Annotated in this window: 9 protein-coding genes; all 9 read left to right on the top strand. The window is 30.6% G+C overall.

The window, feature by feature from the left end; all coding sequences use genetic code 11:
- The first annotated feature begins 5 nt into the window (after positions 1 to 5).
- The 9 genes from MPF19_RS06055 to MPF19_RS06015 all read left to right on the top strand — a co-directional run bounded on the left by MPF19_RS06055 (position 6) and on the right by MPF19_RS06015 (position 15,051).
- Positions 6 to 1,724, top strand: a complete 1,719-nt coding sequence (locus MPF19_RS06055) for a RagB/SusD family nutrient uptake outer membrane protein (RefSeq protein ID WP_249987224.1) — start codon at positions 6 to 8, stop codon at positions 1,722 to 1,724.
- Positions 1,725 to 1,737: 13 nt separating this feature from the next.
- Positions 1,738 to 2,202 (top strand): hypothetical protein, encoded by a 465-nt coding sequence (locus MPF19_RS06050; RefSeq protein ID WP_203393501.1) that lies wholly within the window; start codon positions 1,738 to 1,740, stop codon positions 2,200 to 2,202.
- 85 nt (positions 2,203 to 2,287) lie between these two features.
- Positions 2,288 to 3,847, top strand: a complete 1,560-nt coding sequence (locus tag MPF19_RS06045) for a sulfatase family protein (protein ID WP_249987222.1) — start codon at positions 2,288 to 2,290, stop codon at positions 3,845 to 3,847.
- Between the two features lie 142 nt (positions 3,848 to 3,989).
- Positions 3,990 to 5,447: an arylsulfatase gene (locus tag MPF19_RS06040; RefSeq protein WP_249987221.1), complete on the top strand. Its 1,458-nt coding sequence runs from the start codon at positions 3,990 to 3,992 to the stop codon at positions 5,445 to 5,447.
- Positions 5,448 to 5,477: 30 nt separating this feature from the next.
- Positions 5,478 to 8,222, top strand: a complete 2,745-nt coding sequence (locus MPF19_RS06035; protein WP_249987219.1) for an outer membrane beta-barrel protein — start codon at positions 5,478 to 5,480, stop codon at positions 8,220 to 8,222.
- A gap of 135 nt (positions 8,223 to 8,357) precedes the next feature.
- Entirely contained in the window at positions 8,358 to 9,758 is a 1,401-nt protein-coding gene (locus MPF19_RS06030; protein WP_249987218.1) for a sulfatase-like hydrolase/transferase, read from the top strand.
- A 112-nt stretch (positions 9,759 to 9,870) separates the two neighbouring features.
- Positions 9,871 to 11,391 carry a sulfatase family protein gene (locus MPF19_RS06025; protein WP_249987216.1) on the top strand — a complete coding sequence of 507 codons (1,521 nt, stop codon included), beginning with the start codon at positions 9,871 to 9,873 and terminating at the stop codon, positions 11,389 to 11,391.
- Positions 11,392 to 11,429: 38 nt separating this feature from the next.
- Positions 11,430 to 13,769 carry a glycoside hydrolase family 2 protein gene (locus MPF19_RS06020; protein WP_249987214.1) on the top strand — a complete coding sequence of 780 codons (2,340 nt, stop codon included), beginning with the start codon at positions 11,430 to 11,432 and terminating at the stop codon, positions 13,767 to 13,769.
- A 265-nt stretch (positions 13,770 to 14,034) separates the two neighbouring features.
- Positions 14,035 to 15,051: a family 16 glycosylhydrolase gene (locus MPF19_RS06015; RefSeq protein WP_249987213.1), complete on the top strand. Its 1,017-nt coding sequence runs from the start codon at positions 14,035 to 14,037 to the stop codon at positions 15,049 to 15,051.
- The last annotated feature ends 31 nt before the right edge of the window (positions 15,052 to 15,082 follow it).

The raw sequence follows: 15,082 nt of genomic DNA, 5'->3' as shown, positions 1-15,082 counted from the left end.
ATATTATGAAAAATTATTTAAACTATTTTATAGCGATTCTCATGATGACTGTTTCATTACAATCATGCGATAGCGAATCATATCTTACAGAAAACAACCCCAATGAAATATCAACAGACGTTTATTGGTCTACATTAACAGAATCAGAATCTAACCTAACTTCTGTATATGCAGCCATGTTAGACAGTTATGTTCTTAATACAACATACGATTTTTTTCGTACTGATATTGCGCACCCAGGGCAAAGAACAAACCCAACAGGTGCTTATCTAAATTGGTATCAAAACAGGTTATTTACAGACAATAATGTAGTTGGTAATACTTGGGATGCAAAATACCGTGTTATATGGCGTGCTAACCAAGTAATAGAAGGATTAAATGGAATGACTGCAGAATTAAAAGCAAAACAAGCTTGGACAGAACAAATGGCGCAAGCACGTTTTTTTAGAGGTTTAATGCATTTTTATTTACACTCAACTTTCAACGAAGGAAAAATTGTAATTAGAGATAAGGTTCCTGTTACTTTCGAAGATTTTAATAAACCATTATCTACCTCAGAAGAAGTAGTTACTTTTTTTAGAGAAGATTTAGAATATGCTTATGCTAATTTACCAGCTCAGTTTTCTAAAAAAACAAGAGTAGATGCAGGTACCGCTGCAACTATTTTAGGAACAAGTTATTTGTACCAAGGAAAATATGCAGAAGCAAAAGTATATTTTAATGATGTAATTACAAATGCAGATTATGGTTATGCATTAGTACAAGATGTTAATTTAATTCACACGTCAGCAGGAGATTATAATTCAGAATCCATTTTTGAAATTAATTATTCCGATGTTTTACAAATAGAAGATGATCGTTTTGATGAAGAAAGTTTTCAAAACAGATTGGCTAGATTCTGTGCTCCAACAGCTAAAAATGTAGAAACGGGTGCAACTATGGGAGGACAAGGAATCATCTTACCATCAGCTTGGTTAACCTATGGTTTATCTAATGAACCTATGGATATGACAGACACACGTAATATAGGTAGAACAATTCCATTAAGAGCGGCTCAAAGTATTGCCGTTGTTAATGATGAAGTGTCAAATTATTATGGATTTACAGCTCCACAAGTAAATGCATTTGCTAAAACACGGTTTTCTTATTTTAAAAAATATACAAATCATGATGTTGGACAAACTGAGGTTGAGACAGCAAATGATTCTTGGAGATCAGGTAGAAATATTATCGTAAATCGTTTATCTGGTGTTTACTTAATGCAAGCAGAATGTATGGCAAATACAGGAGATTTACCAGGGGCTATTGATTTAATTAATCAAATACGTAAACGTTGGGGATTGGTACAACTAGATATTAATGCAAGTTTAATAGACGGTACACCTTATACACAAACATCTCTTATGGAACATCTTATGTATAAAGAATATCCTTATGAATTAGGACTCGAAGGTTTCTCTACAAGATTAATAGATTTAAGAAGATGGGGAGTTGCTCAAGAAAGGTTTACAGATGTTAGTACTCAAATGTTTCATTTAGAAGATTATACGTATACTAAAACAAATGGTAAAACATCAAATAGAAAAGCAAGTTTACTAACTCCCGGACCCGGAAAGAGTGAATTTGTAGAATATGTAGATGCAGCCACAACATGGTCTAGCGCAACTGCAGGTTGGTTACCATTACCACAAAGTGAGATTTTAAATAATCAAAACGTTAATTAAAAACATAGAAAATATGAAAAAAATAATTTTTAGAACAATATTATTGTTAACGTTAACAATGATTGTAAGTTGTAATGATAATGAAGATTTAGACTCTTTTGAAGGGCTAACCAACTTTACTTGGTGGGTTTCACCTCCAACAATCGACTTTAATATTCCTGAGAAAACAATAGACCTAAATAAATATCTAGTTTTTAAAGATTTATCAAAAGGATATACTTCTCATAAATGGGAAATTAAATCTGGAGGAAAATTTATAAGTACCAATTTTGTAGAATCTGATACTATTTATACCGATAATTTAATTCCAGACGCTGGTACTATTTCAGAAGAATCATTAGTTGCAGTTGTGTTTCCAGAGGTTGGTATACATGAAATTCTATTAAGAAATACGTATAAAGACTCTGTTATTGGTTCTGTTAAAATGGATAATGAATGGGTGGCTGAGCAAGTATTTACTATTACAGTAGAAGAATAACTTAATTATAGTTTAAAAAACCACCTTAATTATGGTGGTTTTTTTAACTTTGGATATCAATAGAATTAAATCTAAAAATAGAATAATGAAAATAGTTAAATTAAAATTTTTATTAGTTTTTACGCTAGTTTTTGCAATTAGTTGTAAAAATAAACAGGAAAAGAAAGTAGCGAAAGAATCTGAAAAGAAACCAAATATTGTGGTTATTTATTTAGATGATTTAGGTTATGGAGATATTAGTGCATACGGAGCAACAGAATTACAAACTCCAAATATAGATGCCTTAGCTGCTGGCGGAATTAAATTTACAAACGGTTATGCTTCTTCTGCAACTTGTACTCCAAGTAGATATGCTTTATTAACAGGTACGTATCCTTGGCGTAATAAAGATGCAAAAATTTTACCAGGAACGGCACCTTTGTTAATTACTACTACACAACAGACGTTACCAAAAGTGCTAAGGAAACAAGGTTACCAAACAGCAATTGTAGGTAAATGGCATTTAGGTTTAGGAACTGGTCATGTAAACTGGAACGAAAGAATTACACCCGGACCAAACGAAGTTGGTTTTGATCAATCTTACATTTTTGCAGCAACTCAAGATAGAGTTCCAACAGTTTATATAGATAATGGTACCGTTGTAGGTTTAGAAAAAAATGACCCTATAGAAGTAGATTATAAGAATAATTTTAAGGGAGAACCTACTGCATTAACAAACCCAGAGATGACTACTATGAAATGGCATCACGGTCATAACAACAGTATTGTAAACGGAATTCCAAGAATTGGATATATGAAAGGTGGAGATAAGGCTAAGTGGAGTGATATTGATATTGCTGATAATTTCTTAGCGAGAGCTCAAAATTATGTAAAAACACATAAGGAAAAACCTTTCTTTTTGTATTACGCAATGAATGAGCCACACGTACCAAGAACTCCGCATCCTAGATTTGTAGGTAAATCTGGTATGGGACCAAGAGGTGATGTTATTTTAGAAGCAGATTATATGATTGGAGAATTCATGAAAACTTTAAAAGAAGAAGGAATTTTAGAGAACACATTAATCGTTTTTTCTAGTGATAATGGCCCGGTTTTAAATGATGGTTATTATGATGATGCTGTAGAGAAATTAGGTAAACATGATCCTAAAGGTGGATTAAGAGGAGGTAAATACAGTATTTTTGAAGCAGGAACAAGAGTCCCTTTTATTACATATTGGAAAGGAACCATTAAACCGGCAGTTTCAGATGCCATTGTTTGTCAAATGGATTTATTATCATCTTTAGCAACCTTAACAGGTACTACGGATACAACTACTGATAGTAAAGATATTTTAAATACGTTGTTAGGTAAATCTGATAAAGGTAGAGGTGATTTGATTTTAGAAGCTACAGGTAAAACGGCTCTAAGAAGTGGAGATTGGGTATATATACCAGCGTATAAAGGAAAAAATTTAAGAGAAAAAGTAGGCATTGAAGTAGGTAATTTTCCTTATGAACAATTATATAATGTAAAAGAAGATAAAGGAGAACAAAATAATTTAGCAAAATCTAATCCAGAAAAATTAACAGAAATGAAAGCTATTTTTGGTAAGTTAAGAGGCATAGATTATACAAAAGGAGTAAAAGAAGTTGAGTTTAGATAATTTAATAATTTTCTAGAACTATTTATTGTAAAAGTTTTTATTAATAACAATTGAAAAGGCATTTAGTATCTCTTAGAGTTGTTAAATGCCTTTTCTTTTTTAAATATATAAATGAAAAAACACCAATTAAATGTTTTAAATTATGAAGATTAAATTAATTTTATGGGTTGCACTTGTTTCTGCAATTGTAATTTCTTGTGCACAAGAAAAAACAAAAAAGGTTATAGGCAAACAGAAACAACCAAACATCATCTATATTTTAGCAGATGATATGGGGATTGGAGACATTGGTCCTTACGGGCAAACAAAAATTCATACGCCAAACCTAGATGCATTAGCTGCAAGAGGTATGACGTTTACGCAACATTATAGTGGTGCGGCAGTTTGTGCTCCATCTCGTTCTACTTTAATGACGGGTCAACATACAGGGCATACGCCAATTAGAGGGAATAAACAGTTGGTAGAAGATAAAGATGGTCAGGTGCCATTACCAAAAAATTCGGTAACTATTGCAGAAATTTTAAAAGACGCAGGTTATACAACAGGTATGTTTGGTAAATGGGGGCTAGGTTTTGATGAAGGAGATCCAAACAATCAAGGTTTTGATGAGTTTTATGGTTATAATGATCAAAAATTGGCACATCGTTATTATCCACCATATTTAAATCATAATCAAGAATTAGACTCTTTAGAAGGGAACGATTGGACACATAAAGTTACGTATTCTCCAGATAAAATTAGAGACCACAGACTTCAGTTTTTAGAAGATAATAAAGACAAACCATTTTTTGCATATATTCCTTTAGTATTGCCACATGTAGAACTTATTTCTCCAAACGATTCTATTTTTAAAATGTACGATGGTAAATTTAAAGAAACACCTTATACCGAAGACAATAAATATACCTCAGATTATGGGCCAAATATAGTAACTTATGAATATTCACCTTGTGATAAACCAAAAGCAACCTATGCTTCTATGGTAACAAGAATAGATGCGTATGTTGGTGAAATTATAGCAAAAGTAGAAGAGTTAGGTCTTACAGATAACACTATTATTATGTTTACAAGTGATAATGGACCTTCTCCTGAAGGAGGAACTAGCCCGGACTTTTTTGATAGTAATAGTAAGTTTAGAGGTTATAAAAGAGATTTGTATGAAGGCGGAATTAGAGCCCCATTTATAGCTGTTTGGCCACATAAAATTGCAGAAGGAAGCGTAACCGATCACGTTTCTGCTTTTTGGGATGTGTTGCCAACTTTAACGGAAATAACAAATACAAAAAATCCTAAAAATATTGATGGTATTTCTTTTTTACCAACACTATTAAACAAAGATGTTCAGAAAACACATGATCATTTATATTGGGAGTTTAATATTAAAGGAGGAAGAAAAGCAGTGAGAAAAGGAAATTGGAAAGGCGTTTGGAATAAGATGAACTTGAAAGGCGATAAGAAAGGTGCTTTTGAATTATATGATTTATCTAAAGATGTTTCTGAAACTACAGATATTGCAAGTTTACACCCAGAAATTGTAGCAGAATTAAAAGGATTAATGTTAAGTTCAAGAACTACATCAAAATATTTTCCTTTTAATTAAACCTTTAGGTATTCAAGTAGTCTAAAAAATATGTTTTCAACCAAAATAAATTTTAAAATAGGAGCATTGTTAATGTTCCTATTTTGTTTTTCAATAAGTATTCAGGGTCAATCATCAGGTATAAAAGGTGTAATTACAGATGAAACAAATGTTCCTTTAGAAATGGTGTCTGTAGCACTATTAAGCCCTAAAGACAACACCTTTTTAAGTTATACAACAACAGATGAAAAAGGAATGTTTTTACTAAATGATATTCCACAAGACACCATTGTTTTACAATTAGATTTATTGGGTTTTAAAACGTTTTCTAAAAAACTGATTTACAACAAAGAGTTAATCGATTTAAAAACCATTGTTTTAAAAGAAGACATCGGTCAATTAGATGAGATTGTTATTACGGCGGTTGTTCCTGTTCAAATTAAAAAAGACACGGTTAGTTTTAATGCAGATTCTTTTAAAGTTAATTTTGATGACAATATTGAAGGTTTATTAAATAAGCTTCCTGGTATTGAATTAGAAGAAGGAAAAATTGTAGCGCAAGGAACTACTGTTACTAAAATTTTTGTAGATGGAAAAGAATTTTTTGGTGGAGATCCATCCATCGTTTTAAAAAATATTTCTGCAGATGCAATTGCTAAAATCGAAGTAATCGATAAAAATAGTGATGAAGCAGAGCTTACAGGAGTTAATGATGGAAACAAAGAAGTTGTTATTAATTTCACCCTAAAAAAGTCGAAAAAAAATAGAGGTTTTGGTAAAGTTGCAGCCGGTTTAGGTTTAGATAATAGATATTTTAGTAATCTGAATTACAATCAATTTAATTCAAAATCTCAATTATCTGTTATTGGTAAGTTTAATAATATTAATGTTACAGGTTCTAATATTCAGGGGTTTTTACAAAATGCAGACGGAATTGCAGATGATTCAGATGATGACTCCGAAGATGATTTTATAAAGCCTCAAAAGAGTTTAAGTGGGTTTTTAAAAACAGGTGTTGCAGGTATCAATTATGGAAAAGAAATAAAGAAAAAAGAATCTTTTAATGTAGATTATTTTTATAACCTTTCAGAAAACAGAGGTATATCTAATACAAATAGAGTGTTTTTTTCTAATAAAAATAACTTTAATTATAAATCTGATAATAATTATTTTAACACTTCAGATAATCATAACTTAAATTTTAATTATGAGAATAAATCTAGTAAAACGAGTAGTTTAAGAATTAAGGGACGGTTTTATGCAGACAATAGAAAATCAGATTTAACTAGAGAGGGTTTGTATTTAGATACAAGTGATGTTTTGGTAACGACAAATACTAACATTTCCTCAAATTCGAATTTAAAGAAATTTGGAAATATAAATTTAAACTATTATCACAAATTACCAAAAGAAGGAAGAAGCTTTAGTACAAATTTTAATGCCGTTATTAATAACAGTCAAAAGAACAATAATCAGAATACTTTTATCGAAAGAAACCTTAATAAAACTAACCCTTCTACTACAAATTTTGAAATTTTAAGAGATGAAGATATCAATTCTGCCAATATTCTTGTAAGAATTAAGTATACAGAACCTCTTGGAGGAAATCACTATTTTAATACAGAAGCATCTTCGGAAATACTAACAGGTACAGAAAATACAAATCAAAATAGAAAAACCATTAAAACCACAACGGTAGAAGATTTTATAAACTATAATTATAAGTATTCAGAAAATAGTTTTAAAACTAAGTTTTCTCACAGTTATAATAAGCCTACCTTAAATGTGTCTTCGGGGTTAGAGTTCCAGACCTTAAATAGAAGTTTTGGAGAGGTTGATAAATTTCAATTTAAAAGAGAAGAACTCTATTTAAACCCGTATTTATTTTTTCAATACAAACCTAATAGAGGTCAGAAATTTAGATTTACCTATAGAAAATATGTAAAAGCACCAAGAGCAAATCAAACAAATCCTTTTTATAATGATATAAATCCGTATGCAATTTCTACAGGAAATCCTGATTTAAAAACAGAAAAAACAAATTCTTTTTTATTGTTGGCCAATGTGTACGATTTTAACTCATCTGTAAGTTTTAATGGTAAGTTGCAATATTTAAGTGCTACAGATGCTATTATTAGAAATGTAACCATAGATGACGATTATATTAGAACAGTAAGTTATCAAAATAGTGGTAAAAAAACACGTTTTAATGCGTTAGCAAATCTTACAAAGAAAGTTAATAGTTTAGGGTTGCGACTTAGCCTTAAAAGTAAATACTCTTACAATGCGGCAAATTCAATAGTAAACTACGAATTAAATAACGTAGCTTCTAAAGATTATTTAACAAGTTTATTAATTCAGAATAATAGTAAAAGGAAAGTAGATTTAAAAGCAGGGGCAACCTATATTTTAAATAACACCAGTTTTTCTATTGAGAAAGACTTAGATAGAAAGTTTACCACGCAAAAGTATTTTGGAATGGTAGATTTTGATATTTCTAAAAGACTAAACATTAATACACAATTTGATTACTTAGTATACACCGATAATAAATTTTTAATAAGACAAGAAATTCCTATTTGGAATGCTGCAATATCTTATTCTTTAAGCGCAAAGAATAATATTATTAAATTAGTTTTAATTGATCTTTTAGATAGAAATGTAGATGTTTATAGAAGAAGTACTCTAAATTATTTCGAAGAAACAAACTTGCAAAGTTTAGGTCGCTATGTGGTATTAAGTTATACTTATAAATTAAATACAGGTAACAAAAAGCCTAAGAAGCATAGAAGATAAGAGTAAAAAACTAGTTTCAATCACTTAATTTACTCTAAAATACATTTTTTGCATCTGTAAAAACATTTATTACTCTCTTTTTGTTCAAATTTACATGAAACTAAAAAGGGATTAATTAGTGTATAAATAATATGTATGAAAATATTAAGTTTTTTTTCAATTCTATTCTTAAGTTTAGCTGTATTTACAAGTTGTAATAATTCAGAAAATAAAGAAATTTATAAAGGCAAAAAACCAAACATTGTTTTCCTTTTAGCGGATGATATGGGATATGGTGAATTAGGTTCTTTCGGACAAAAAGAAATTAGAACGCCGTTTCTAGATTCTTTAGCTTCTGTAGGAAAACGTTTTACCGATTTTTATGCAGGTACTTCTGTTTGTTCGCCTTCTAGAGCTGTTTTAATGACAGGTTTACATACAGGACACGTAAATATTCGAGGAAATAAAGGAGATGTTAATGGGGTGTGGGATAGAGTTCCTTTAAAAAAGTCTGAAAAAACTATTGGAGAAATGTTACAAAGTGCAGGGTACCAAACAGCAATGATTGGTAAATGGCATTTAGGTGTGCCAGAAGATACTTCTACTTGGGCAAAAGGGCGTGGTTTTGATTATGCAGTGCAAGAACAATGGGGAAAAGATGTTAACGGAAAAGAGATTGATGAACGCGTACATTGGGTAAACAACAATCAAGATTCTATTTTTTACAATTATAATAAACACAAATGTTTAGATGAGTTTAGAACAAATTTTGCATTAGATTATTTAGATAAAAAATCTAGCGATAAACCTTTTTTCTTATACATGTCTTATAGAACACCGCATGCACATGAGTTTTTCTTAAGTAAAACAGATTTATATGCAGACAGAATAGAAGAATGGCCAGAGATTGAAAGACGTCATGCAGCAAGAATAACCATGTTAGATGCACAAATTAAAAGGTTGTTTCATAAATTAAAAGCGAGTGGCGAGTTAGAAAATACGTTAATTGTTTTTTCTAGTGATAATGGACCAACAAATGAAAATCATCATAGTTATAAATTCTTTAATAGTTCTGGAGATCTAAAAGGTTTTAAAAGAGATGTGTATGAAGGTGGAGTTAGAGTACCAATGATTAGTTATTGGAAAGGTAAAATTGCAGAAGGAACTACTACAAATCATCCAGCTACTTTTTATGATGTAATGCCAACTTTAGCCGAGGTTGCAGGTACAACATCGGCAAACAAAACAGACGGAATTTCATTTTTACCAGAGTTGTTAGGCAAAGACAATCAGCAAAAACACGATTTTTTATATTTCGAAATTCAAGAAGGAAAAGGAGTAGCAGGGTTTAAACAAGCCACTCGTTTTGGTAAATGGAAAGCAGTAAGAATGAGAGATAAATATCATACTGAATTATATAATTTATCCGTAGATTTATACGAAGAAAAAGATGTTTCTAAAGAACATCCAGAATTGGTAGAAAAAGCTAATAAAATTCTAAAAAGAGAAAGCGTAAAAAACCCACATTTTCCTTATTCTGGAGGGGTTTTTAAATAATTAAAAAATATTTTAACGTGTAATTGTTGAATTATTTAATTCCTCCTAATCAATTATACAGTTAAACTTTTAAACAATTACTCCTTAAAAACAAGTATACAAATAATAATATATGAAACCAATTAGATTAATCACCCTAACTACTTGTATTATTCTTACAATATCATCTTGTAAAAAAAATACAGAAAAAGTTGCTCAAAATGTTGTTAAAAAAGAACGTCCAAATATAATTTGGATCATGGCAGAAGATATGAGTACCGATTTAGAAACGTACGGAATGCCCAATGTAAAAACACCAAATTTAAACAAAATGGCATCAGAGGGAATCCGTTTTGATAATGCTTTTGTAACCAACCCAATTTGCTCTCCAAGTAGATCTGCCATGATGATTGGTACACATCAAGTTAAAACAAATTCGCAGAATCATAGAAGTAATAGAGATGTGCCTTTAGATACTCAATTTAAACCTTTTACAAAACTGTTAAGAGATGCTGGTTATACTACTATTTTAGGAAACCAATCTGTAATGAAAAAAGGGAGAAAAACAGATGTAAACTTTAAAAGTTCAAAAATTGGAGAATGGGATGGAAAAACCAAGTTTGGTTTGTTTGATAAATATGACACGTTTACAAAAGAAGATCAACCATTTTTTGCTCAAATTCAATTAACAGTTACACATAGAGGAGATTGGTGGAATGACGTAAGAGAAAAATCTGCACATCCTGTAGACCCAAATACGGTTACTTTGCCGCCTTATATGGCAGATGATCCTGCAATACGTTTAGATTGGGCTAAGTATTTAGACCAAATTGAATACATGGATAATGAGGTTGGAATGATCTTTAAAGAATTAGAAGATAAAGGAATGGCAGACAATACTGTTGTTATTTTTATAGGTGATAATGGGCGTTGTAACATTCGCGGAAAAGGGTATTTACAAGATACTGGTTTAAGAATTCCGTTTATTATCTATTATCCAAAACAATTTAAAGGAGGTCAGGTTAGAAAAGATGTGGTAAGTGCAACTGATATTACAGCTTCTATAGTAGATTTTGCAGGTATTGAGGTACCAAGTTATATGACTGGTCAGCCAATTTTTAATAAAAATTTCGATAGAAAATTTGCCTACGGAGCAAGAGATTTATGGGATGAGATTGAAGAAAAATCTAGAGCAGTTACTTCTGCAGAATGGGCTTATATTAGAAATGACATGCCAAATGTTCCTTATGATGCACATCAGGCGTATTTAGAGTTTTACAGACCTGCAGTGCAAGTTATGAGAAGATTATACAAAGAAGGAAAATTAAATGAAAATCAAAAACCATTTTTTGAGCCTACAAAACCAAAAGAAGAATTGTATAATTTAAAAGAAGACCCTAATGAACTTCATAATTTAGCGACCAATGTAAAATATAAAGATGTTTTAGAAAAATTACGAGCAGAAACGGTTCAGTTTGATACAGAAATGACTCCGGTAAGTAATACCTATCACCCAGTTCCTGTACCAGGGCAGCCTTTTGTAAAATGGTTTCAAAAAGAACACCCTAAAGCATATCAAGAAATGAAAGAAGGTGTAGAAGTTGGTTACAAAAAATATAGTACCGAATATAAAAAACACTTAAAAAGTAAATAAAAACTTTTCTGTAAAATTTACCAATTAACAACAAACACATGAAAATTAGTTTTAAAAATTTAATAAAATATTTCTTTTTGCTTTTTATTTCTGTTAATTTATCTTCTTGTAAAGAAGAAAATTACGAAGCAAAAATTAATTTTAATAATGGTTGGAAATTCACCAAATTAAAAGAAATAACAACTCCAGACGAAACTTTTAGTCAACCAAGTTTTGATACATCTTCTTGGAAAGATGTAAGTTTACCCCACACAACAAATATAGAACCACAAACGGTAAATGATCAATGGCAAGGAATTGCATGGTATAGAAAAAGTTTTAATGTACCTGTTAATCCATCTAAAAAGAAAGTGTTTTTAGAATTAGAAGCAGCTATGAATTTTTCTAAAATTTGGATAAACGGTTCATTGGTTTCAGAACATAATGGAGGGTATTTACCTGTAAAAGTAGATATTACCAAATTTGTAAACAAAGGAGATAATGTTGTTGCTATTAGATTAGACAATACAGATAATAAAATTACGGGTCCAAAACCTTTAAAGAGGTTAGATTTTAACATGTATGGAGGTTTGTACAGAAATGCGTGGTTATATATTTCAGAAAAAGTACATATTTCTGATGCCGTTTTAGCAAAAAAAGTAGCAGGAGGTGGCATTTTTATTACGTATCCAAAAGTATCTAAAGCTGTTTCTGAAGTAGCTGTAAAAACAAATGTTATTAATGAAGAAAAAACCGAGAAAGAAATTAAGGTTGTACAAAGTATTTTTTATGATGGAAAGTTGGTTAAAGAGCAAACATCAACCAAAAAAATAGCAGCAGCAAGTAATGTTGATATTAAGGAATTATTCTCTTTAAATGAGGCTAAATTATGGTCTCCAAAACACCCTAATTTATATCATTTAGAAACCAAAGTTTTTATTGGTGATAATGAAGTGGATGCTAAAACCACTCGTTTCGGAATTAGAGAATTTACTTTTGATAAAGAAAATCAATTGTACATCAACGGAGAAAAAACTTTTTTACGTGGTGTAAATCGTCATCAAGAATATCCTTTTGTTGGATACGCGCTGTCTGATAACGCACAATATAGAGATGCAAAAAAAATAAAAGAAGGCGGTTTTAATTATATTAGATTATCTCATTACCCACAATCACCAGCTTTTTTAGATGCTTGTGATGAATTAGGTTTGGTAGTTATTGATGCTATTATGGGGTGGCAATATTATGGTGATAATGATGCTTTTAGAGCATATTGTTACCGTTCTGCATCAGAATTAATTAGAAGAGATAGAAACAGACCATCAGTTATGGCTTGGGAGGTTTCTTTAAACGAAACGCAAATGCCTATTTTCTTTATGGAAGAATTAAATAGAATTGTACATGCAGAATATCCTGGAAAGAATGTGTATTCTTGTGGATGGATGGATGATGTGTATGATATTTATTTACAATCTCGTCAACATAGAATTTTACATCCTCATGTATTAAAAGACAAACCTTATTCGGTTTCTGAATACGGAGATTGGGAATATCATTCTAAAAATGGTGGTTTAAATCAAGATAAATTATCTAATGATTTAAGGGCAGAATTAAGCAGTCGACAACCAAGAGCTTTAGGAGAACAACGCTTATTAAACCAAACCTGTAATTTACAAGAATCTCACAATGATAATTTAAATACAGTCGCTTATTCTGATAGTTATTGGGTAATGTATGACTATAACAGAGGTTATCATAACGACATTGAATATTCTGGAATAATGGATATTTTTAGATTGCCGAAATTTGGATATTATTTTTACCAAAGTCAAAGAGATGTAGATGCTGGAAATGTATTAAAAATTGCAACTTATTGGAATGAAAAATCTCCTTTAGATGTAAAAGTATTTTCAAATGCAGCCGAAGTTCAATTATTTTTGAATGATAAATTAATTGCTGCTCAAAAACCAGATCAAAATAAAAACACCAATAAGTTAAATCATCCGCCATTTACTTTTAAAGTTCCTTCTTATGAAGCAGGAACTTTAAAAGCGGTAGGTTTTATAAACGGGAAACAAGTTTCTGAAGACATTGTTACCACAGCTAAAAAACCAACTAAATTAAAAATTTGGATAGATGAAAGTGGAAAAAAACCACAAGCAGGAGTAAATGATTTGGTGTTTTGTTACATTGCTGCCGTTGATGAAAACGGAACTATAGACCAAGATTATTCAGAAGAAATGAATGTTACTATAACCGGAGATTTAGAAATTATGAATCCGGATGTTATTAAAGCAGAAGCAGGTATTGCAACTGCACTAATTAGAATTGGTAAATCTTTAAACGGAACTGTTTCTGCAGAAGCTAAGAATTTAAAATCTGCTAATTATAATTTTTAAGAAATGTTCTTTTAGGTTTTAGTACTGATAATATCTAAAATATTTTCAATACAATTTATTAAAACATGGTATGTGTGTTCTTTCTGTTATAAAGAATACATATACCATGTTTTTTTGTAATTCAACATGAAATAAAAGAACCAGATTTCTTTTAAGGATAAATTATAATTATAAGAGGGTAATTTTAAATAAATGACTTAGGTTAATTTTATTTTTATTTGTAAAGACTAAGTTTCTATGCTTAGTTTTTATAAAAAAAATAAAAATGGTAAATAAAAACATCAAAAGATTCTTTTTTCTAAGTACACTTCTTTTACTTATATCCTGTGGTAATCTAAAAAATGCTACTAAAGGTGCTGATGTTAAAAATGAGACTAAAGTTTTCCCTTTTTCAGATCTTGATAATAAGGGGGATTGGGTTTTAAATACGGATGCTTCCGATGAGTTCGAATCAGATAAAATAGATGAAGATAAATGGTACATTGTAGGAAAGTTTAAAAACGGAAAACCTTTTTACAAACATCCAGACAACCCAAACAAAAAAGTTTGGAAAGGACGCGCGCCATCTCAGTTTTCTGGAAAAAATTATCGTTTAGAAGATGGTAAACTAATTTTAGAAACGCGTTGGGAACCAGATTTTCCATTTTCAGATGAAAAACAAAAACCTTGGGGTAAAAAAGAAGGAGAAGTTGCTCAATTCGAAAACCTAACAACAGCATGTTTTATTGGACGTAAGTTTTTTAAATACGGCTATATGGAAATTAAAAGTAAGGCAGCCGATGCAGAAATTACCAGTGCTTTTTGGGCGATAGGAAACAAAACAGAATTAGATATTTTTGAACAATTTGGAGACCATAGACAACCTAATAAAGAAGCAAATGGTAAAGATAGAGAGCTTTGGTGGTCTATACATGATTGGTCTAAAGAAGGAAAAGGAAAAAGCGTTTATACAGAGCATTTAGATTATGGTTTTAGAGTGGCAGACGATTTTCATGTATATGGAATTGAATGGAACGAAGATGGTCTTAAATTATATGTAGATGGTGTTTATAAAACTGGTGCAACTAAAGAACAAGTAGACGCGTATGCTAAAGAAAAAGGCTATCCAAATGGATGGGTTATGGATGGAGCTATTTCAATTTGGTTAGATCAAGAAACTTTTCCTTGGCATGGTGTGCCAGATAGTAAAGAAGATTTAGAATTGAATAGTCCTGAAGGTAAAAAAGAGGATGGAGTAGTAGACTATGAAATTGAGTATGTAAGAATTTGGCAAAAAAAATAAAATAAAAATAGCAGTAATTAACAATTAACAT

Source organism: Polaribacter sp. Z014 (assembly GCF_023555435.1).
Lineage (GTDB): Bacteria > Bacteroidota > Bacteroidia > Flavobacteriales > Flavobacteriaceae > Polaribacter.
Note: the sequence above shows the minus strand (reverse complement) of the source record. Positions and strands in the feature narration are given on the sequence as shown.